Raw genomic sequence first — 19,865 nt, forward strand, 5'->3', positions numbered from 1 at the left:
GTCGATGTCGATCACCTCGTGCGTCGTGCGGAACCGGTCGCGCACGGCGGCGACGACGTCGAACTTCCGCTCGTCCTCGCAGGCGATCCGGATCTCCGGCGTGCTCACCAGAACGGGCAGGTCGGCGAGGAGCTCGCTGAGCGGCCGGTCGGCGGCCGAGACGATCTCGAGCAGCCGGCAGGCCGCGTAGATCGCGTCGTCGTACCCGAAGTACCGGTCGGCGAAGAAGATGTGGCCGCTCATCTCGCCGGCGAGGAGCGCCTTCTCGTCGCGCATCTTCTTCTTGATCAGTGAGTGCCCCGTCTTCCACATGATCGGCCTGCCGCCGTGGCGGAGGATATCCTCGCCGAGGCTCTCCGAGCACTTGACCTCGAAGATGACCGCCGCGCCGGGATTCGCCTCGAGGACGTTCCGCGCGAAGAGGGCGAGCAGGCGATCCCCCCAGAGGATCGTTCCCTGGTCGTCGATGACGCCGATGCGATCCGAGTCGCCGTCGAAACCGACGCCGAGCTCGAGTTTGTTCTTCTCGACGACCGCGCGCAGGTCGAGGAGGTTCTCCTCGACGGTCGGGTCGGGATGATGGTTGGGATACCGGCCGTCCGGCTCCATGAAGAGCATGGCCGGCGCGCAGCCGAGGCGCTCGAAGAGGGCGCCGGCGACGATGCCGCTCGTGCCGTTCCCCCCGTCGGCGGCGAACCGCACCGGACGCTCGAGCCGGATGCCTCCGGCCACGTGATCGACGTAGTCGTCGAGGACGTCCATCCTCTCGAGTCCGGCGGTCTTTTCCCGCTCGAGCGGTCCGCGGGAAAGCTCCCACAGCTCGTGGATGTCCTTCCCGTAGATCGTCCCCTCGCCGCGGAGGACCTTGAACCCGTTGAACTCGCCGGGATTGTGGCTCGCCGTGATCATGACGCCGCCGATGAAGCCGTGGCGTCGCGACGCGAAATAGAAGACGGGCGTCGGAACGGTGCCGATGTCGACGACGCCCACGCCACCGCCCCGCAGCCCCGCGGAGAGCGCCTCGAAGAAGCTGTCGCTGTGGGTGCGGTTGTCCCGGCCGACGACGGTCCGGTCGATACCGTCGCGGACGAAGGTCGCGGCGATCGCCGCGCCGAGCGTCCGTACGCGATCCTCGTCGAGATCCTCCCCGACGACACCGCGTATGTCATACTCCCTGAATATCTTTTCCGGAATATCGATGGCCGGGCCTCCTTTTCGGACGATCCGCTATTCCTTCACCACCCAGATCTTGACCGGCACCTCGACCTCGCGGTGGAGACGGACCGGAACGGAATAGACGCCGAGGGTCTTGATCGGCTCCTCGAGCACGACCATGCGGTGGTCCACCTCGAAGCCCTGCAGGGCGATCGCCTCGGCGATGTTGTGCGCCGTGACGGAGCCGTAGAGCTTGTCTTCCTCGCCCGCCTGTACGACGATCGTGCAGGAGAGGTCCTTCATCTTCCCGGCGAGGGACTCGACACTCCGGCGAAGCTGCTCGTCGCGCTTCGTGCGGAGGCGGGATTCCTCCTCGATCACCTTGCGGCTCGCCGCCGTCGCCGGCACGGCGAGCTTCTTCGGCAGCAGGTAGTTCCGCGCGTAGCCGTCCTTGACCCTGACCAGGTCGCCCCGCTCGCCGAGCCCGTCGATTGTCTCCCTCAGAATGATCTCCATGCCCTCACCCCCCTAGCGGTAGTAGATCTTGACGAACGGGATCAGGGCGATCATCCGGGCCCGCTTGATCGCCTGGGCCAGCTCGCGCTGGTGCTTCGCGCAGGTGCCCGTGATGCGGCGAGGGGTGATCTTCCCCCGGTCCGTGATGAAGCGCCTGAGCAGCATCTCGTTCTTGTAGTCGATGTTGATCTTGTCGACGCAGAAGCGACACGGTTTGTTGGTCGTCTTCTTTTCCTTCTTCTTCTTGCGTTTCGCTACTGTCTTTCCGGCCATCTCGTCACTCCTCCGCGGTCTCGGTCGCCGGAGCCTCCGCCGCCGCGGGGCGCGGATGGTCGTCGACGATGATCATGTGCCTGAGGACGGCGTCGTCGAACCGGAATACGCGGTTCAACTCGGCCAGGATGTCATTGTCACCCGTGAATCTGAGCAGGGTGTACGTTCCCTCGTGACGCTTCTTGATCGGATAGGCGAGCTTCCGCTTGCCCCACGGATCGACGCCTGTCACCTCGCCGCCGCGCGACGCGATGATCTCGCCGAAACGTTTCGATTTCTCCTTGATCGTGGAATCGTCGAGGGACGCATCGAGTATGTACACACACTCGTACGTTCTCATGTGATGGGACCTCCCTTCGGACTCGTTCGACCTTCCGTCCCGTGCGGAAGGTAGGGATGATTTCTATCCGGCCTCGCCGGACGGTACGGGCCAATATATCACACGTCTCCGGGCCGGTCAAGCGGGGTTTTCCCCGTCCGCCGCTTCGCCGGCGCGGCGGTTGTGTGCCTGCATCGCCGCATCGAGGCCGCGCCGCACGGCCAGTTCCAGGCCGGCGACCGCCTCGTCGATCATCCGGTCGACTGCCGGCTCGTCCTCGGCGGGAAAGGGCTCGAGCACCCAGTCGCTCCACCGGTCCGCCGACGGCGGCGAGCCGACGCCGAGACGGAGCCGCGGCCAGTTCTCGTCGCCGAGCGCCCCGACGATCGATTCGAGCCCGCGGTGCCCCCCGCTGCCGCCGCGGAGACGGAAACGGACGAGACCGAGCGGGAGATTGATGTCGTCGCAGACGACGAGGATCGAGCGGTGGTCGGCGCCGCCCAGGGAGGCGAGGGCCCGCCCGGAGAGGTTCATCATGGTCTGGGGCTTGAGGAGGCGCACGATGCGGCCGCCCATCCGGACGGCCGTCTCGAGCGCCGGCCCCGGCGCCCGCCGCCACTCGAGGCGGCGCCGCTCGGCGAGGCGATCGAGCACCATGAAACCGAGATTGTGCCTCGTGAGGCGGTATTCGTCTCCCGGGTTACCGAGACCGCAGACGAGCGAGATCGCCGACATGGGAAGACCGGATCACTCCCCGCCGCCGGACTCCTCGGCGCCCTCTTCCGCCGCTGCCTCGACGGCGGCGGCGGCCGCTTCGGCCTCCTCCTCCTCGGGCGTGAGCTCGCGCTTCTTCGGCGGAGAGACGTGGGCCAGGGTCACCGATTCGTCGTCGAGGAATTCGAGGTCCCCGTAGGCGGCGACGACGTCGCCCACGTGAATCGACTGCCCGATCATCAGATCGGAGATGTCCACCTCGATCGCCTCGGGGATCGAGCGGGGAATGGTCTTCACCATCACCTCGCGGATGCCGTGATCGAGGATGCCGCCGAACTCCTTCACGCCGATGGCCGTTCCGACGAGCCGCACCGGCACGCCGACCTTCACCATCTCGCCGAAGGCGATCCGCTGGAAGTCGACGTGGCAGATCTCGCCGGAGACGGGATGATGCTGGACCTCGCGGATCAAGGTCATCGTGCCCGATTCGTCGAGACCGTCCACCTCGAGGGTGAGAATGATGTGCTCGCTCTTGGCGTGATGCAGGACATGCGACAGATCGCCGGCGGAGACAGCCATCGGCACGGATTCCTTGTCGTGCCCGTACAGGACCGCCGGCACCTCTCCCCCGCCGCGAAGTTGCTGCGCCGCCTTCGTGCCCCCCGCCTCGCGGACGCGGGCCTTCAATACGATCTCCTGCATGGTCGCCTCCAGGCTAGATGAACAGATTGCTTACCGATTCCTCGTTGTGGATCCGCCTGATCGCCTCGCCGAGAAGCGGCGATACGTCGAGGATCCGCACCTTCCCGCACCGGTCGTGACCGGCGAACGGTATCGAGTTCGTGACGATCACTTCCTCGATGCAGGACGCTTCCAGCCGATCGAGGGCAGTCCCCGAGAAGACCGGATGCGTCGCCATGGCCAGGATCTTCCCCGCCCCCGCATTCTTGAGCGCCTCGGCGGCCTGCGTGATCGTGCCGGCGGTGGAGATGATATCGTCGAGAATGATGATATCGCTCCCGGCCACCTCACCGATGATGTTCATCAGCTCCGACTTGTCGGCCGTCGTTCGCCGCTTGTCCACGATGGCGAGCCTGGCGTTCATGCGCTTGGCGAACGCCCGCCCCATCTTGATTCCGCCGACGTCGGGGGAGACGATGGTGAGGTTCTTGAATTGCTTGCCCCTAATATAGTCGTACATCACGGGGGCCGCAAAAAGATTGTCGACCTGGATATCGAAAAATCCCTGGATCTGGGCCGCGTGGAGCTCGAGTGCCAAAACCCGCTGCACGCCGGTGACCGTGATGAGATTCGCCATGAGCTTCGCGGTGATCGGCACGCGGGGCTGGTCCTTGCGGTCCTGGCGGGCATAGCCGTAATAGGGGATCACCGTCGTGATCCGCTTGGCGGAGGCCCGCGAGCAGGCGTCCGCCATGACGAGCAGTTCGAGCAGGTTCTCGGCGGGCGGACAGGTCGGCTGGATGATGAAGACGTCGGTGCCCCGGATGTTCTCGTCGATGCGGACGCTGATCTCGCCGTCCGAGAAGCGGCCGACCTGGACCTTGCAGAGCTTCATCCCGAGGTATTCGGCGATCTTGACGGAAAGCGCGTTGTTCGCGTTTCCTGAAATGAGCTTCAGCCTGTCCATTGCACCACTCCTCTGCTCTCAAAAAAAAATGACCGGCCTGGTCACGGGCGGTATGATGGCTGGGGCGGGAGGATTCGAACCTCCGATGCAGGATCCAAAGTCCTGTGTCTTGCCACTTGACGACGCCCCAATTGTTATCGTCGTCCGCTCAGTCTCCCGCGATCTCGATCCCCGCCTCCGCCTCGACCCGGGCGCGTTCCCGCTCGTAGGCCTCGACGATCTGGCTTTCCATCCAGCCGCGCGTGTCGTTGTTGATCGGGTGGGCGACGTCCTGGTAGGTGCCGTCGGGGCGTTTGCGGCTCGGCATCGCGACGAAGACCCCCTTCGCGCCCTCGATGATCTTCAGACCGCGTATCACGAAGCAATTGTCCAGGGTAATGCTGGCAAAGGCCTTGAGCTTGTTGTCTTCACGCAACGATATCCGTATCTCGGTGATCTCCATGTGGCCCCCCCTGAGTGAACATCACTCCGTGTGGAGAATGGTCATGGCCTCGTCGATCGGCCTCGTGATTTCCGCGAATAACCCTTCGCCGCGCAACCCGTCCCGCATGCGTCGGGCCCGGTCCTCTTCCCGGTAGAGAGCGAAGCAGGCCGATCCGCTCCCGCTGAGGGAGCACAGATCCGGTCCGGAGTCCCGCATCGCACGGAGCACGCGCCCGACCCCGGGATGGTCGCGTGCAACGGCGCGTTCGAAGCTGTTGAATGTGTCCAGCGAGTCGTCCGGATATGCCTCCAATCCCTCCAACAACTTGGACAGTTTAGCCTTACGCTTTTCGGTTGTCAACAGAAAATCAAGCGCCGCGTAGGCCGCCGCCGTCGAGACGCTTTCGGGGGGTTTCGCGACGACGAACCATCCCCCGCGGAGTCCCGCGACGGGCTCCAGTTCCTCCCCCCGCCCCCGGCCGATCGCCGGCCGCCGCCTGACGAAGAAGGGCGCGTCGCTCCCGATTTGCAGCGCCAGCGAGGCGAGCGCGTCCTCGCCGAGACCGAGCCCGTAGAGATGATCGATCCCCGCCAGCACCCCCGCCGCGTCGCTGCTCCCCCCGCCGAGACCGGCACCGGCCGGAATGCGCTTGTGGACCTCGATGGCGACTCCCCCCGGCCGGCCGGCGGCGTCGAGAATCAGTGCCGCGGCGCGATGGCAGAGATTCGACTCGTCCCAGGGGATCGAAGGGTCGTTTCCCGCGAGATCGATCCCCGACGACCGCCTCTCGATGACGATCTCGTCGCGCAGGTCGACGGGCTGGAAGAAGGTGAGGATGTCGTGATAGCCGTCCGGCCTCGGCCCGAGCACCTCGAGATAGAGGTTCAGTTTCGCCGCGCACCGGACCGTGGCCGCCATGCCGGTCACCCCCGCGATCCGTCCCGGTAGGTCTCCCAGAGACGGCCCCACTTCGTCGCGCGGAACCGACGGATCTTGCGCCGGCCGATCGTCGGATACCAGAGGAGATCGTGGTAGAAGTTGGAGGCGGCCGGCGCCCAGACGACGAGGGGCGAATGCAGGGCGATCGTCTCGAGGAAGCGCAGGGGCCCCTTGCGGAGCATCTGGTCGCCCCAGATGACGAAACTGCGTTTCGTTTGGAAGTGGAAATCCAGTTTCTCGATGTCCTCGCCGACGATCTCGAGTTGTTCGATCCGTCCCTCGCCGAGGCCCCGTTCGGTGGCCCAGCGGATGTAGTCGATCGACATCGGGTCGAAACCCATGATCCTGGCCGCGACGGCGTCGATCGCGACGGAATCGCCGGAGGCGAGGATGAGGTCTCCGACGACCGGGTCCATCGTGCGCGGTCCCGCCCCGTCGCCGCAGACCGTGCCGTCCATGACGGCGAAGACGTTCGGATGGAGCTCGCGCTGCATGAGCATGAGATCGACGAGGACCTCGTGGATGTACTTGTGGGCGTAGTGCCGGACCTCCTTGAGCAGCCCCCCGAAGGCGTTCTTGATCGCGCCGGTGGTCGTGGAATGCCCGTGCGTCTTGACCGTGGGGAGATGCAGGATGTCCTTGCCGAGGAACATCTTCGGGATCTCGATCCCCTCGGGGAAGATCTCGTTCAGCTTGAGGAGCTCGGAGCGGAACTCGTGGACCGTCCACTCGACCTCGGTGAGCGGGATGAAGGGAAGCCCGAACCGTTCGAGGATCGGCGACCAGAGGTTGTTCTTCGCCCCCTTGCGGGGATTGGTCACGACCGTCTTGTTCTCGATCGGCAGGATCTGCTCCGGCCGGTACCCCCGGTGCTCGAGCAGGTCGCGGCAGACGCCCTCGAGCTGCCACGGCTGGCTCGAACAGGCGGGGAAATATTTCGTCCACGAGAGGTTGAGCTTGAGCATCAGCTCGCGCTCGGCGGTCAGGAACCGGTCGGCCCCCGCCGCGTCCATCGCCCGATGGACGTCGTCGACGACCGATTCGGGCGTCGTTCTGATTACCGATACCGTGGAAGACACGTTGCTCCTTTCGGGTTGTCAGTTGCGCGCCAGGATCAGCACCACGGCGACGAACCACAAGAAGACCCCGGCGATGATCCCCGGCTCGGTGAGGAGCACCCCGGAGGGGTCGCCTCCCTCGTGTCGGTTGTAGACGAGGTAGAGATACCGCATGATGCCGAAGACGACGATGGGAATCGTGAAGACCAGCGCCGTGGTGTCGAACTTCTCGACCGTCGCCGGCCAGACCGTGTAGATCGAATAGGAGACGATCGTCGCCGTCGCGGCGATGCCGACGAGCTGGTCGAGCAGGCGCACCGAGTAATCCTCGAGGACGCGGCGATGGAGACCCGCGCTGTCGAGCGCGTAGAATTCGTTTCTCCGCTTGCAGATGGCGAGGAAGAGCGAGAGGAACAGCGTGCAGATCCACAGCCAGGGAGAGAACTCGAGATCGGGCACCTCGGCGTGCAGGACGGCGACGCCGGCCCCCGCGCGGATCAGGAAGGAGAAGGAGATGGCGATGACGTCGAGAATGACCACCTCGCGGAGGCGGAGCGAGTAGGCCGCGTTCACGGCGGCGAAGGCGGCGGCGAAGAGCAGGAACTCGACGCCGGCGAAGGAGGCGGCCCCGAGCCCGGCGCCGAAGAGGACGGTCGCGGCGACGCCGGCGGCCCCCGGCCCGAGAACTCCCGAGGAGATCGGCCGGTTGCGCTTCGCCGGGTGCTCCTCGTCCCGCCGGCGATCGATGATGTCGTTGAGGATGTAGACCGCGCCCGACAGGATGCAGAAGACGACGAAACCGCCGAAGCTCCTCCGTATGAGCTCCGGATCGAGGAATCCCTTCGAGAAGACCACCCCGGCGAAGAGCACGAGGTTCTTCGTCCACTGCTTGGGACGCATCGAGACGAGGATGTACCAGAGAGTCTTCATGTCCGCTCCCGCGTTGCGCGTTTCCGGTCAGTATACCACATTTCGCCGCCCGTCTCCCGCGACGGGCCCGGCTTGCCGCCGTAGACGAGGCGGATTGCCGCCGCGGCGCCGACGATCGCCCAGAGGAAGGCCACGATCTCGGCGTCGCCGAAGGTCCAGTCGAAGAGGCCGTCGACGACGAAGCCGGAGAGTGCGCCGATCGTTCCGACCGTCCACGCCCGTTCGGGCGACGGCAGGTCGAGGCGAAGGTTTCCCGCCGCGAGACGGAACAGGGCGACGAGCAGCCAACAGAAGGCGGCGAGACCGACGATCCCCCGCGTCACGGCCACCTGGAGGAAGATGTTGTGCATGTGCCCGTGGACGTGGATTGCCCCGGGGGGCTTGTACCGGCGGTAGACGTCGGCGAGGTCCATCGTGCCGACGCCGAGCACGGGATGATCGCGCACGATCCCGAGGCCGCCGCGCAACAGCTCGATCCGCTGGCGGTTCGCGTGCTGGTCCGGGTCCCAGATGCTCGTCACGCGCGCCCGGTACGGGGCGGGAAGAAGCAGCAGGACGACGACGAGCAGGAGGAGGGCGGGAACGAGCAGCCGGCGGCGCATGACGGAGAAGGACACGGCCAGCGAGACGACGCACCCGATCCAGGCGCTCCTGGTGAAGGAGAAGAAGAGGGCGACCGCGGCGAGCGCCGCCCCGGCGAGCGATGCCGCGCGCAGGCGCCGCGACACGCCCGGGCCGATACCGACCGCCGCGAAGACCGAGACGAAGAGCAGGAGGATCCCCCCGTAGGTCATCGCCGTCGAGAAGGGCCCGGGCGTCCGTCCGAGCGTCCCCTCGCCCCGGTGGAGGAGGAACACGGCGATGCCGTACGCCGCCGATGCCGCGCCGGAGACGAGAAGGACGGCGTAGAGCCCGCCCATGCGCCGCCGGTCGGTCGCCGTCCAGGCGACGACGAAGGGGATGGATGCGAGGAGGAGATTCCTGAGGTTGCCGAGACCCTCGGCCGGCCGTTCGCCGGCGAGCGCGGCGACGATCGAGACGAGGACGAAGACGAGCAGGGGATACTCGAGCCCGGTCCGCCGGGGCGGCGGAACGCGGCGCAGCGCCGCGAGAACGCACCAGGAGAGGACGGCGAGACCGAGGGCCGTCTGCGACCCGGCGATCGTGAAGGTCGAGCAGAAGACGAAGATCCCCGTGAATCCGTACGGCAGGATTGAAAGCGAACCGACCCTATGCATCCTTCTCCCGTTCCGCGAGGGCCGCCAGCCGGACGGCGGCCGCGACGGCGCCCTCGTCGTCCCCCGCGTCGATCCGGCGACGGATCTCCTCGAGCATGACCGTCACCGGCCCGCCGGCGCCCGGCCGCCTCCCCGGCGGCGCGGGACCGTCGATCTCGTCGGGATCGCTCACGATCCGCACGGCGACGCCCGCCTCCTCGAGACGCGCGCGCCGCTCGGGCGGGAACCGGTCGAGGAGCGAGGCGGTGAGTATGATCTCCTCGATGCGCCCGTCGGCTGCGAGACGGTCGACCTCGGCGAGCGAGCCGAGCACCTCGATCCCGTGGATCGTCCGGCCGTGCATCCCCGTCCGGTCGTCGAGGAATCCCACGGGGCGCATCCCCCCCGACTTCTTCACGCGGTGGAGGATCGCCTCGGCGATGTGTCCCGTCCCCCCGATCACGACCCGCCGCGCGCCGATGTCCTCGTGCGCGGGAAGCTCGTGGAACCACCGCGTGGCGATCCTGGATCCGGCGAGGAAGACGGTGAGAATGAACCAGTCGATGATGAAGACCGAGCGCGGAAAGGCCTCGAACCGGAAAAGGAGCGTGAAGGAGACGATCATCACGGCCGAACCGATCGACACGGCCTTCACCACGCGCATCAGATCGTCGAATGTCGTGTAGCGCCAGACGCTGCGGTAGAGCCCGTACCAGGCGAAGACGGCTGTGCGGATGACGACGACGATCGGGAGCGAGGCGAGCATCGATCCCGTCTCCGCCTCGGGAAAACGGAAATTGAGCCGCAGGTAGTAGGAGAGGACGTAGGAGACGGCGACGAAGAAGACGTCACCGACCGCGATGGCGAGAATCCGTCCTTCCCAGAATGGACGGTTTCCCCGCTCCATCGACCGCACCTTGACGAGCGCCCAGAGGAAGAAGCCCGACCAGAGAATCGAGAAGACGGTGACGAAGACCGTTTCACCCCTCAGGTAGAAGAGCGCGCTCACGCCGAGGAGCCCGGCGAAGAGATACTCGATGAGGGTCACCTGCTTGTGCGAGAGGCCCAGCGAGGTGAACCGCTGGTAGTAGTGGGTCCGGTGCGGGGTGAAGATGCGCTCGTGCTGCAGAAGACGGCGCCCGAGGGTCAGCGCGGCGTCGCCGAGAACGCCGCCGAGGAGCAGGACGGTGATGAAGAGGGGCGTGCCGCTGCCCTCCCCCGCGACGGCGAGGACGGCGAAGAAAAAGCCGATGAAGGTCGATCCCGTGTCCCCCATGAAGATCCTCGCCGGCGGAAAGTTGTACCGGAGGAAGCCGAAACAGCTCCCCGCGACGATCGCGTAGACGGCGCCGAGCGCCGGAGCGCCCGCGAAGGAGAGGATGACCGCGAGGAATATCGATGCGATCATCCCCACGCCCGCCGCGAGGCCGTCGATCCCGTCGATGAAGTTGTAGAAGTTGACGAGCCCGACGATCCAGACGATCGTCACCGGCGCGGCGAACACACCGAGGGAGAAGGCGCCGACCAGCGGCAGTCGAAGCTCCCCGAGGACCGTCCCCGTGAGCACGCAGATCGTCGCGGCGGCGATCTGCGCGACGAGCTTGACCCGGGCGTCGAGTCCGCGGAGATCGTCGACGAGCCCGACCACCGCGATGAGCAGCCCGCCGCCCAGGACGCCCGCCGTCACGCCGGCGAGGCCGAAGGGCCGGCGGCCGGCGACGACGAGCACGGCGATCCCGACGAGCGATGCGGCGACGATGGCGGCGCCGCCGAGACGCGGTCGTGGCACGGTATGGGACGAGCGGTCGTTCGGCACGTCGAGGAGGCGCCGCCGGAGAGACCAGCGCAGCATGCCCCCCGTGAAGAAGTAGGAGAGCGCGAAGGCGAAAAGAAAGAGGCCGGTCGAGGCCATGCGGCATCCTCCGGGTCGGTGCGTGACAACTCACCGGATGATAGCGGACGGGGCACGCCCCCACAAGGCGCGTTTTCAGGCGAGCAGCCTGCCGATTCTCTCGACCTGCAGGGCGACGATCCGGCGCTCGTCGAACCGGTCGAGCACGCGTCTCCTGCCGGCGTCGCCGTATCGCCGTCGTCTTTCCGGGTCGTCGAGGAGAAGGCCGATCGCCGAGGCGAGCGCGGTCGGATCGCGAACGGGGACGAGGAGCCCCGTCTCGCCGTCGACCACCTCCTCCCTGCAGCCGCGTATGTCGGTGGCGACGACCGGGAGCGCGGTGGCCATCGCCTCGAGCAGGGCGCGCGGCATCCCCTCGCGATGCGAGGGGAGGACGAAGAGATCGAGGGCCGCCAGGAACGCGGGCACGTCGCGCCGGTAGCCGGCGAAAACGAGTTGTTCGCCGAGTCCGAGCGAACGCCGCAGTTCCTCGATCTCGCGCACGCACCCGTCGCGGTCGCTCTCGAGGGGAGCGCCGATCATCACGAAGACCGCCTCCGGCCGACGTGCGGCGACCGCGGCCGCGGCCCGGACGAACTCCACCACGCCCTTCTCGCGAACGAGCCGTCCGACGAAACCGACGACGGGGCCCGCCCCGGAAGACAGCCGGCGGCGGATGCCGGCCGCTTCCTTTCGCCACCGGTTCCGTTCGAACGTGTCGGGGTCGACGCCGTTGCCGATGTGCACGAGTTGGTCCGGCGGGGCGATGCGCATCGCGAGCGCCTCCCGCCAGTCCTCCTCGCTCTGGACGAAGACGAGATCGCTCAGGCGCCCGCCGAACCGCTCGAGTTCGACGAAGATCCGCTTCACCGGCGGGCGCATCCCCTCGTGGAAATAGAAGCCGTGCGCCGTGTAGACGACGCGGGGCACGCCGGCGAGGCGGGCCGCCACCCGCCCGAGGAGACCGGCGACGGGGGTGTGCGCGTGCACCACGTCGAAGCGCTCCCGGCGGAAGAGCCGGACGAGACGTGCGACGCTCACCAAGTGGCGGCCGGGATGGTACGACCGTTCGATCGGCACGGGGGCCGTCCGGAAGCCCTCGCCGGCGAGTCGGTCGAGTTCCTCGCCCGGCGAGCAGCAGAAGGTCGTCTCCCATCCCGCCGCCCGGCAGGCGAGCCCGAGGGGGCGCAGCAGGTGCCAGGCGGTGAAATCGACGGCGCAGAGCTGGCAGATCCTCACCATGAGAGCCCGCTCACCCTCCCTCCCGCGGCGACCGTCTCGAGGACGGCGAGCATCCGCGGCGCCCAGACGCCGAGGCTGAAACGGGTCTCGACGGTTTGGCGCCCCGCCCGGCCGATCCGCCGCGCGAGGTCGGCATCGCCGAGGATTTGCACGAGCCCCTCCGTCCACCCGCGGCCGTCGCGGGCGATGAGGCCGTCGACCCCGTCCTCGAGGATGTCCGCGGCGCCGCCGTGCGGCGAGGAGACGACGGGGAGTCCCGCGGCGAGGTACTGCAGCAGCTTGAGCCCGCATTTCCCCCGGGCCCACGGCGTGTCGGGCAGCGGCATGATCCCCACCGAGCAACGGGCGAGCTCGGCTGCCTCCCGCTCCTCGCTCCAGGAAACCGCCTCGACGTCGAGCCCCGGCGCGGCGAATCCCGGCGCCCCGATGACGAGAAGCCGGAAGGGGCGGATCGCCGCCGCCGCCCGCAACGCATCCACGACGCCGTCGAGGAAGGGGGCCGTCTCAGGCGAGCCGATCCAGCCGACGAGGGGCGTCGCTTCCGTCGGGGCGGCGGGTCGGTACCGGTCTACGTCGACGACGGTGGGAACGAGGATCGTCTCGGGATTGTGCGCCCGGGCGTACTCGGCGAGAAAGGCGTTCCCGGCGAGGACGGCGCAGCTTCCGGCGATGGCGCGCCGGATCTTGTCGCCGAGGAGCGCGCGTACGATGCGGCGCCTCGACGAGGCGTAAGGAAGCCAGATGGCGTCGTCGATGTCGTAGACGACCCGCGCGCCGGAACGCCGGAGCGCCCACTCGAGCAGGGGGGGCATCCAGGGAGCCAGTTCCTTCTGGACGAAGACGACGTCCCGGCGCCGGGCCCCGGCGACCGCGCCGAGCCGGCGGAGAAGGGCGCCGGCGGCGGCCGGCCGCCGCCGCTCACCGTAGAGCGCCGCCAGCCAGCGATCGTCGAAGAGCGGCGCCGTCTCGCAGACGACGCCCGCCCGCTCGAGATGCGGGATGTACTGGTAGACGCGATACCGGCTGCTCGGCCCCGCGGCGGTGTACTTCGTGAGGAACAGGACGCGCACGCGCATCCTCCATCAGGCGGGCTGGGCACCGGCGCCGCCGACCATCTCTTCGACGAGGCCGCAGAGGATGTGCCCCATCGTCATGTGGACTTCCTGTATCCGGGCGAAATCGTCGTGCGGGACGACGACGGCGAGATCGCTCACCCCGGCGATCGCTCCGCCCCCCTTCCCGAGGAAGGCGAAGGTCTCGACGCCCATCGCCCGCGCCGTCTCGACGGCCAGAAGCACGTTCGGGCTCTTCCCGCTCGTCGAGAGGGCGAGGAGGACGTCTCCCGGTCGGCCGAGGCTCGCGAGCTGCCGCGAGAAGATCTCGTCGAAGGAGTCGTCGTTGGCGATGGCCGTGACGATCGAGCTGTTCGTCGTGAGGGCGAGGGCGCGGTATCCCGGCCGGTTCTTGCTGCGGAAATATCCGACGAGCTCGCCGGCGATGTGCTGCGCGTCGGCGGCGCTGCCCCCGTTGCCGCAGGTGAAGACGACGCCGCCGGCGATGATCGCGGCGGCGATCCGCGAGGAGATCTCGACGAGCGTGCCGCAGAGCGGGCGATCGAGGCGATCCAGCAGGTCGCGAAGGGCGCGGAGCTCGGTTCCGACACGGTCGATGCGGGCGTCGTCGGGTGCCATGCGCTTCCTCATTTCGTCAGCACGACGATGGAGATCACGACCGTCCCGAGCGTGACGATCCCCTTGAAGAGGTCGGCGAAGAGCCGGCTGCGCGAACGCTTGACGATGATCACGTCGCCCCGGTTCACCTCGTCGTCCCGGCCGGCCGGGCGTTGTCCGCCGTCGGCGCCGTAGATGATGACGCGGTCGACGCTCCCTTCCCTCGTCGGACCGCCGGCGAGTCCCACGTAGCGCGCGACCGTCCAGTCGTTGCGGTACTCGAAGACGCCGGGGAGCTGCACCTCGCCGCCCACGGTCACCGTCCTGTCGATCGGCGGAATGTTGACGATATCCCCGTCGGCGAGATCGATATCCCCGTCGCTGCCGTCCGGGCTGAACCGCAGGATCTCTCCGTTGCGCCGCTCGACGACGATCCTGACGGGATCGGCGAGATCCTCGAGCCGCCCGGCGCGCGCGAGGAGCTCCCGCACGCCGTCGCCGGGGCCGAGCCAGTAGCGTCCCGTCCGGCTCACCGCCCCCGTGACGAAGACGCGCCGGCCGTCGAGGAGCGCGTCGCCGATCGCGATCTCGTCGAGATCCTGAAGCGGCGTATCGAGCCGGGAGGCCGGCAGCCGCAACGTCTCGAAGTCTCCCCGGCCGTCGAAACGGGTGAGGAGGATGGTGTCGGCGATGGCGTCGCTCGTCAGGCCGCCGGCGAGTTCGATGAGGTCGGCGACCGATTCGCCCGCGGCGAACTCGTACATCCCCTGCTTGCGCACGCGGCCCGTGATCAGGGCGTGCAGTTCGCCGGCGGGAACGTGGATGCGGTCGCCGCTCTCGAGGAAGGGATTGCTCTCGAACTCCCCCCTGACGATGAATCGGAAGAGATCGATCCGGCGCTGCTCTTCCCCGCGGTCGAGCAAAACGAAACGCGACGAGCCGATCTTGTTGAGACCGCCCGCCTTCTCGATCGCGTCGGAGACGCGCTCGACGGCCGACACGTCGACCGCGCCGGGGGACTCGACCTCGCCGGTGACGAAGACGCGGAAGAGGCGCGGCGTCTCGAGAAAGCAGAAGAGCCGGACGTTCTTGAAGTAGCGGTCGACCTCGACGAGGAGACGCCGGCGGAAATCGCTCAGCGTCGAGCCGTCGGCCCTGATCGCCCCCATGCCGGGAATGAGGACGTCCCCCTCGGGAAGGACGGGCAGGGTGAAGGAGCGGGTCTCGGTGCCGATCAGGTGGATGACGAGGCGGTCGTACGGCCCCAGCACGTAGAGGTCGGGATCGACGGCCCGCTCGAGGAGGGGCGTCGTCGGAACGGCGGTGGAGACCGCCCTCGCGTTCTTCGTCTCCTCGTTCAACGCATCCGCCGTCTCGCGAACCCGGTTCTCTCGCTCCTGCGGGAAGACCGGTCCGGCGAGGAGCGCCGTCACGAGGATCGTCGCGATGAATCGTGCACGCACGGCATCCTCCATCCCCCGGCGCAGGGCCGGTCAGGTCAACAGCCGCTCGATGACGGCCGGCAGGGCGTCGTAGATCTTCGCCTCGCTGTCCATGTCCTTCGTGCCCAGTTGGGCGAGGTGTCCCCTGCCTCCGCCCCCGCCGCCGGCGACGGGGCCGAGTTCGCGAACGAGCCTGTCCGCGGCGAGTCCGCGCCCGGGAAGGTCGTCGGTGACCGCGACGACGAACTGCATCTTCTCCTTGACCGGGGCCGAGAGGACGGCCACCCCGGAATCGACCCTGCCGCGGAAGACGTCGGCCTGGTTGCGCAGGGCGGGGATCCCGTCGACCGGTATCCGCCCGGCGACGGCGAGCACGCCGGCGACGAGCCGTCCGCCGCCGATCAGCCGGTCCAGCTCCCCGCCGACCTCGCCGCTCTCGAGCCTGCGGACGCGTCGCCGCATCTCGTCGATCTCGGCAATCAGGCTCTCGATCCGCCGGGCCGCCTCGCCCGGGCCGACCTTGAGCAGGAGGCCGATCTCCTCGCCGCGCTCGATCGCCTCGCGGGCGTGCGCGATCGCCGCGCGGCCAGTGAGGGCCTCGATCCGCCGCACGCCGGCCGCCACGCTGCTCTCCGCGACGACGAGGAAGGCGCCGATCTTTCCCGTGTTGCTCACGTGGGTGCCGCCGCAGAGCTCGACCGAGACGTCGCCGATCCTGACGACGCGGACGCTGTCTCCGTACTTCTCGTCGAAGAGGGCCGTCGCGCCGGTCTCGATCGCGCGGCGGTAATCCATCAGCTCGGTGCGCACGTCGATCGCCTCGCGCACCAATTCGTTGACCCGTTCCTCGATCCGCCGGCGCTCACCGTGCCCGACGGCCTGGAAATGGTTGAAATCGAAGCGCAGGCGCTCGTCGTCGACGAGGGAACCCGCCTGCTTGACGTGCCGGCCGACGATCTCCCGGAGCGCCGCGTGGAGGAGGTGGGTCGCCGTGTGATTGCGCGCGGTGTCCATCCGCCGTTCGTCGTCGATTTTGACGGCCACCGCGGCGGCCGCCGCGAGTTCGGCGCCGGCGTCGGCCCCGGCCGGTGGCTCGACGAGATGGACGATCTCGCCGCCGCGCTTGAAGACGTCCCGGACGACAAACGGGCGGCCGTCGACGTCGATCGACCCGCGGTCGGCCGCCTGCCCGCCCGACGTTGCGTAGAAGGGCGTGCGGTCGATGACGACCTCCGCCGCGGGCCCCGATTCGTTTTCCCAGTCGACGTCGGGACGCGACGACTTCTCGACGAGGCGGAACCGGCGCACCGCCGCCTCCCCCTCCATCCGCTCGTAGCCGACGAAGATCGAGGACTCGCCCTCCGAGACCTCCGTCATCGTCACCTGTTGCGCGCCGCCGCCGGAAAAGGCGCTTCCTTCCTGCGCCCGCCGCCGCTGTTCCTCCATCGCCCGCTCGAAGCCCTCCTCGTCGACCCCGAGCCCGCGTTCCGCGGCCATCGCCCGCGTCAGTTCGATGGGGAGCCCGTACGTGTCGTAGAGGAGAAAGGCACGCTCGCCGTCGATCTTCCCGGAACCTCCCGACCCGATCTCCTCGACGATCGCCGCGAATCGCCCGCGTCCCTCCTCGAGGGTGCGGAAGAAGCTCTCCTCCTCCGCCCGGACGATCATCGCCACGTCGTTCTCGCGCTCGACGAGTTCGGGATAATCCTCCGCCATGACGGCGGTGACGGTGGCGACGATCTCGTAAAGGAAGGGCTCGGCGACGCCGAACGAGTAGAACCGCGTGATGGCCCGGCGAAGAAGCCGGCGCAGGAGATAGCCGCGCCCCTCGTTCGACGGATAGACGCCCTCGGCGATCGTGAAGGTGAGGGCGCGCGCGTGATCGGCCACCATGTTGAGGGCCATCCGCTCCTCCTTGCCGATCGCCGTCCTTTCCGGCAGGCGGGCGGCGAGCGCGTCGATGATCGGTTCGAAGAGGTCGGTGTGGAAATTGTCCTCGACCCCCTGCATGATCATCGCGAGGCGTTCGAGCCCGAGCCCCGTGTCGATCCCCGGCTTCTCGAGGGGACGATACGTGCCGTTCTCCTCGAGGAAGAACTGGGGGAAGACGAGGTTCCAGAACTCGAGGTAGCGGTCGCAGTCGCAACCCGGCGCGCATTCAACCCGGCCGCATCCCCGCGCGGGGCCCGTGTCGAAATAGATCTCCGAGCAGGGTCCGCAGACGCCCGTCGGACCGACGGGGCCCCAGAAGTTGTCGTCGCGGCCGAGCCTGACGATCCGTTCGCGCGGGATCCCTGTTTCCTCGAGCCAGATCGTCTCGGCCTCGTCGTCGTCCTCGAAGACGGAGACCGAGAGCCTGTCGACGGGCAGGTCGAGGAGATCCGTGACGAATTCCCACGCCCAGCGGATCGCCTCCCGCTTGAAGTAGTCGCCGAAGGAGAAATTGCCGAGCATCTCGAAGAAGGTATGATGGCGGACGGTGCGCCCGATGTTCTCGAGGTCGCCCGCGCGGAGGCACTTCTGGACGCTCGTCGCCCGCGAGTACGGAAGGTTCTCCGGCTGGAGGTAGTATTCCTTGAACTGGACCATCCCCGCCGACGTGAAGAGGAGGGTCGGATCGCCGCGGGGAACGAGGGGCGCGCTCGGCGCCTCGGTGTGTCCCCGTTCCCGGAAGAATTCGATGAAAGCCCGCCTGATACGGTGTGCCGTCGTGATGTCAGCGTTCATCGTTCGTCTCTTTCAGTTCCCCGCGCATGATCCTCGAACAGATTTCACCGACGATGCCCCCGCCGTAGCCGCGCCGCGAGAGGAGGCCGCTCACGCGCCGCACGGTCCGGCGATCCGCCGGCCCGGCGATCCGCGAGCGGGCGAGTGTCTCCGCGGCCTCGAGCTGCCACCCGCGGGGCAGGGCTTCGATCGCGGCATCGATCGCCGCGTCGTCGACCCTCGCCCGGCGGAGGCGCGCCCTGATCTTCCCCGGGCCGTCGAGCTTCCGCCCGGAAAGATACCGCGCCGTCTCGAGGGCGAGCCGCCGGTCGTCGACGAGCCCGCGTTCGCGCAGCCAGCAGAGCGTCTCCTCGATCGCCGCCGGCGAGGAGACGCCGCGGGAGGCGAGCCCCGCGCGGATCTCCCCCTCGGAGCGGTCCCGCACCGCGAGAAGCCGCTGGGCGATGTCCCGGGCGGCGGCCGAGGCCGCCTCTCCCGTCAACAGTCGCTCTTCCGCCTCGCCGATCGGCGCGCCGACGACGAGCAGGGGTCCCATGCCGGGAAGTTCGGCCACGAGGTAGGACCGCCCGCCGGTGGTGACGACCTCGCGGACCCGCCCGCCCCGCCGCCGGACCGCCGCGACCTCGTCGACCGTCACATCACGCCTTCCCGCCGGCGGGAATTGCCGCGGCGGCCGCGAGGCCGTAATGCTCGCGGACGCGCGTTTCGAGCTCGCTTCGGAGATCGGGATTCTCGCGCAGGAACATGCGGGCGTTGTCCTTGCCCTGGCCGAGCCGGACGTCACCGTACGAGAACCAGGATCCCGTCCTGGAGACGATGTCCGTGGAAACGCCGAGCTCGATGAGATCGCCCTCGAGGCTGATCCCCTCGCCGTAGATGATCTCGAACTCCGCCTGGCGGAAGGGAGGGGCGGCCTTGTTCTTGACGACCTTCACGCGCGTGAGGTTTCCCACCACCTGCTCGCGGTCCTTGACCTGGCCGATGCGGCGGATGTCCATGCGGACCGTCGCGTAGAACTTCAGCGCGTTCCCCCCCGTCGTCGTCTCGGGGTTGCCGTAGAGGACGCCGATCTTCATCCGGATCTGGTTCGTGAAGATCATGCACGTATTCGATTTCGAGACGGCCCCGGCGATCTTGCGGAGCGCCTGGCTCATCAGCCGGGCCTGGAGCCCGACGTGCGAATCCCCCATCTGCCCCTCGATCTCGGCCTGCGGGACGAGGGCGGCGACCGAGTCGACAACGATGACGTCGATCGCGCCGCTCCGTATGAGGACCTCGGCGATCTCGAGGGCCTGTTCGCCCGTGTCGGGCTGCGAGATGAGGACGTTGTCCACGTCGACGCCGATCTTCCGCGCGTACCCGATGTCGAGGGCGTGCTCGGCGTCGATGAAGGCGCAGACGCCGCCGGTGAGCTGCGCGTTCGCGATGATCGAGCAGGTCAGGGTGGTCTTGCCCGATCCCTCCGGGCCGTAGATCTCGACGATGCGCCCGCGGGGCACGCCGCCGATGCCGAGGGCGATGTCGAGGGCGAGACTCCCGGTCGGAATGCTCTCGATCGGGAGGGTGGCGCCCTCCGAGCCGAGCCGCATGATCGACCCCTTGCCGAACTGCTTCTCGATCTGGTCGACGGCGAGATCGATCGCCTTGCCCTTCTCGACCGCCCGATCCGTGCCCTTCTCCTTGCCCTTTTTCATCTCCGA

At 68.1% G+C, this 19,865-nt stretch carries 20 protein-coding genes and 1 tRNA gene; all 21 read right to left on the minus strand.

Features of this window, described 5'->3' with window-relative positions:
* The coding region (locus tag JW876_06590) for a phosphomannomutase/phosphoglucomutase (protein MBN1885175.1) at positions 1 to 990 on the minus strand (990 nt) is incomplete at its 3' end.
* A 237-nt stretch (positions 991 to 1,227) separates the two neighbouring features.
* Complete coding sequence (locus tag JW876_06595; protein ID MBN1885176.1) at positions 1,228 to 1,671, minus strand: 50S ribosomal protein L9; 444 nt, start codon at positions 1,669 to 1,671, stop codon at positions 1,228 to 1,230.
* A gap of 12 nt (positions 1,672 to 1,683) precedes the next feature.
* Entirely contained in the window at positions 1,684 to 1,944 is a 261-nt protein-coding gene (locus tag JW876_06600) for a 30S ribosomal protein S18 (GenBank protein MBN1885177.1), read from the minus strand.
* A gap of 4 nt (positions 1,945 to 1,948) precedes the next feature.
* Positions 1,949 to 2,284, minus strand: coding sequence for a 30S ribosomal protein S6 (locus JW876_06605; GenBank protein MBN1885178.1), 336 nt, complete (start codon positions 2,282 to 2,284; stop codon positions 1,949 to 1,951).
* 117 nt (positions 2,285 to 2,401) lie between these two features.
* On the minus strand, positions 2,402 to 2,998 hold the full coding sequence (locus JW876_06610) for an aminoacyl-tRNA hydrolase (protein MBN1885179.1): 597 nt from the start codon (positions 2,996 to 2,998) through the stop codon (positions 2,402 to 2,404).
* 12 nt (positions 2,999 to 3,010) lie between these two features.
* A complete protein-coding gene (locus JW876_06615) occupies positions 3,011 to 3,679 on the minus strand; it encodes a 50S ribosomal protein L25 (protein MBN1885180.1) in 669 nt (222 codons plus the stop codon).
* A 13-nt stretch (positions 3,680 to 3,692) separates the two neighbouring features.
* Positions 3,693 to 4,625 (minus strand): ribose-phosphate pyrophosphokinase, encoded by a 933-nt coding sequence (locus tag JW876_06620; GenBank protein MBN1885181.1) that lies wholly within the window; start codon positions 4,623 to 4,625, stop codon positions 3,693 to 3,695.
* Between the two features lie 56 nt (positions 4,626 to 4,681).
* Positions 4,682 to 4,755: transfer RNA gene (locus JW876_06625), tRNA-Gln, on the minus strand.
* An 18-nt stretch (positions 4,756 to 4,773) separates the two neighbouring features.
* Positions 4,774 to 5,067: a septation regulator SpoVG gene (spoVG, locus tag JW876_06630; protein MBN1885182.1), complete on the minus strand. Its 294-nt coding sequence runs from the start codon at positions 5,065 to 5,067 to the stop codon at positions 4,774 to 4,776.
* A 21-nt stretch (positions 5,068 to 5,088) separates the two neighbouring features.
* Complete coding sequence (gene ispE, locus JW876_06635; protein ID MBN1885183.1) at positions 5,089 to 5,967, minus strand: 4-(cytidine 5'-diphospho)-2-C-methyl-D-erythritol kinase; 879 nt, start codon at positions 5,965 to 5,967, stop codon at positions 5,089 to 5,091.
* 5 nt (positions 5,968 to 5,972) lie between these two features.
* Positions 5,973 to 7,001, minus strand: coding sequence for a DUF362 domain-containing protein (locus tag JW876_06640; GenBank protein ID MBN1885184.1), 1,029 nt, complete (start codon positions 6,999 to 7,001; stop codon positions 5,973 to 5,975).
* 84 nt (positions 7,002 to 7,085) lie between these two features.
* On the minus strand, positions 7,086 to 7,976 hold the full coding sequence (locus JW876_06645; GenBank protein ID MBN1885185.1) for a decaprenyl-phosphate phosphoribosyltransferase: 891 nt from the start codon (positions 7,974 to 7,976) through the stop codon (positions 7,086 to 7,088).
* Positions 7,973 to 9,214 carry an O-antigen ligase family protein gene (locus JW876_06650; GenBank protein ID MBN1885186.1) on the minus strand — a complete coding sequence of 414 codons (1,242 nt, stop codon included), beginning with the start codon at positions 9,212 to 9,214 and terminating at the stop codon, positions 7,973 to 7,975. Before JW876_06650 ends, JW876_06645 begins: the two co-directional genes overlap by 4 nt.
* The gene (locus tag JW876_06655) at positions 9,207 to 11,105 is read right to left on the minus strand and encodes a hypothetical protein (GenBank protein MBN1885187.1); all 1,899 of its coding nucleotides are present in this window, start codon (positions 11,103 to 11,105) and stop codon (positions 9,207 to 9,209) included. Before JW876_06655 ends, JW876_06650 begins: the two co-directional genes overlap by 8 nt.
* A gap of 75 nt (positions 11,106 to 11,180) precedes the next feature.
* Positions 11,181 to 12,323, minus strand: a complete 1,143-nt coding sequence (locus JW876_06660; protein MBN1885188.1) for a glycosyltransferase family 4 protein — start codon at positions 12,321 to 12,323, stop codon at positions 11,181 to 11,183.
* On the minus strand, positions 12,320 to 13,396 hold the full coding sequence (locus tag JW876_06665; GenBank protein ID MBN1885189.1) for a glycosyltransferase family 4 protein: 1,077 nt from the start codon (positions 13,394 to 13,396) through the stop codon (positions 12,320 to 12,322). The genes JW876_06660 and JW876_06665 overlap by 4 nt, the downstream gene beginning before the upstream one ends.
* Before the next feature lie 12 nt (positions 13,397 to 13,408).
* Entirely contained in the window at positions 13,409 to 14,017 is a 609-nt protein-coding gene (locus JW876_06670; protein MBN1885190.1) for an SIS domain-containing protein, read from the minus strand.
* A gap of 8 nt (positions 14,018 to 14,025) precedes the next feature.
* The gene (locus tag JW876_06675) at positions 14,026 to 15,459 is read right to left on the minus strand and encodes an SLBB domain-containing protein (GenBank protein MBN1885191.1); all 1,434 of its coding nucleotides are present in this window, start codon (positions 15,457 to 15,459) and stop codon (positions 14,026 to 14,028) included.
* A gap of 30 nt (positions 15,460 to 15,489) precedes the next feature.
* Positions 15,490 to 18,165, minus strand: coding sequence for an alanine--tRNA ligase (alaS, locus tag JW876_06680; GenBank protein ID MBN1885192.1), 2,676 nt, complete (start codon positions 18,163 to 18,165; stop codon positions 15,490 to 15,492).
* Positions 18,155 to 18,802, minus strand: a complete 648-nt coding sequence (locus JW876_06685) for a regulatory protein RecX (protein MBN1885193.1) — start codon at positions 18,800 to 18,802, stop codon at positions 18,155 to 18,157. The genes alaS and JW876_06685 overlap by 11 nt, the downstream gene beginning before the upstream one ends.
* A 1-nt stretch (position 18,803) precedes the next feature.
* Positions 18,804 to 19,859 (minus strand): recombinase RecA, encoded by a 1,056-nt coding sequence (gene recA, locus JW876_06690; protein ID MBN1885194.1) that lies wholly within the window; start codon positions 19,857 to 19,859, stop codon positions 18,804 to 18,806.
* Positions 19,860 to 19,865: the final 6 nt, after the last annotated feature.

It is taken from the genome of Candidatus Krumholzibacteriota bacterium (genome assembly GCA_016931295.1).
Lineage (GTDB): Bacteria > Krumholzibacteriota > Krumholzibacteriia > Krumholzibacteriales > Krumholzibacteriaceae > JAFGEZ01.

Coding starts and splice junctions, on each gene's coding strand:
- JW876_06645 (MBN1885185.1), bottom strand. CDS start 7,976: ATGAAGACTCTCTGGTACATCCTCGTCTCGATGCGTCCCAAGCAGTGG.
- recA (MBN1885194.1), bottom strand. CDS start 19,859: ATGAAAAAGGGCAAGGAGAAGGGCACGGATCGGGCGGTCGAGAAGGGC.
- JW876_06605 (MBN1885178.1), bottom strand. CDS start 2,284: ATGAGAACGTACGAGTGTGTGTACATACTCGATGCGTCCCTCGACGAT.
- alaS (MBN1885192.1), bottom strand. CDS start 18,165: ATGAACGCTGACATCACGACGGCACACCGTATCAGGCGGGCTTTCATC.
- JW876_06650 (MBN1885186.1), bottom strand. CDS start 9,214: ATGCATAGGGTCGGTTCGCTTTCAATCCTGCCGTACGGATTCACGGGG.
- ispE (MBN1885183.1), bottom strand. CDS start 5,967: ATGGCGGCCACGGTCCGGTGCGCGGCGAAACTGAACCTCTATCTCGAG.
- JW876_06600 (MBN1885177.1), bottom strand. CDS start 1,944: ATGGCCGGAAAGACAGTAGCGAAACGCAAGAAGAAGAAGGAAAAGAAG.
- JW876_06610 (MBN1885179.1), bottom strand. CDS start 2,998: ATGTCGGCGATCTCGCTCGTCTGCGGTCTCGGTAACCCGGGAGACGAA.
- JW876_06640 (MBN1885184.1), bottom strand. CDS start 7,001: ATGGACGCGGCGGGGGCCGACCGGTTCCTGACCGCCGAGCGCGAGCTG.
- JW876_06670 (MBN1885190.1), bottom strand. CDS start 14,017: ATGGCACCCGACGACGCCCGCATCGACCGTGTCGGAACCGAGCTCCGC.
- JW876_06655 (MBN1885187.1), bottom strand. CDS start 11,105: ATGGCCTCGACCGGCCTCTTTCTTTTCGCCTTCGCGCTCTCCTACTTC.
- JW876_06620 (MBN1885181.1), bottom strand. CDS start 4,625: ATGGACAGGCTGAAGCTCATTTCAGGAAACGCGAACAACGCGCTTTCC.
- JW876_06615 (MBN1885180.1), bottom strand. CDS start 3,679: ATGCAGGAGATCGTATTGAAGGCCCGCGTCCGCGAGGCGGGGGGCACG.
- JW876_06595 (MBN1885176.1), bottom strand. CDS start 1,671: ATGGAGATCATTCTGAGGGAGACAATCGACGGGCTCGGCGAGCGGGGC.
- spoVG (MBN1885182.1), bottom strand. CDS start 5,067: ATGGAGATCACCGAGATACGGATATCGTTGCGTGAAGACAACAAGCTC.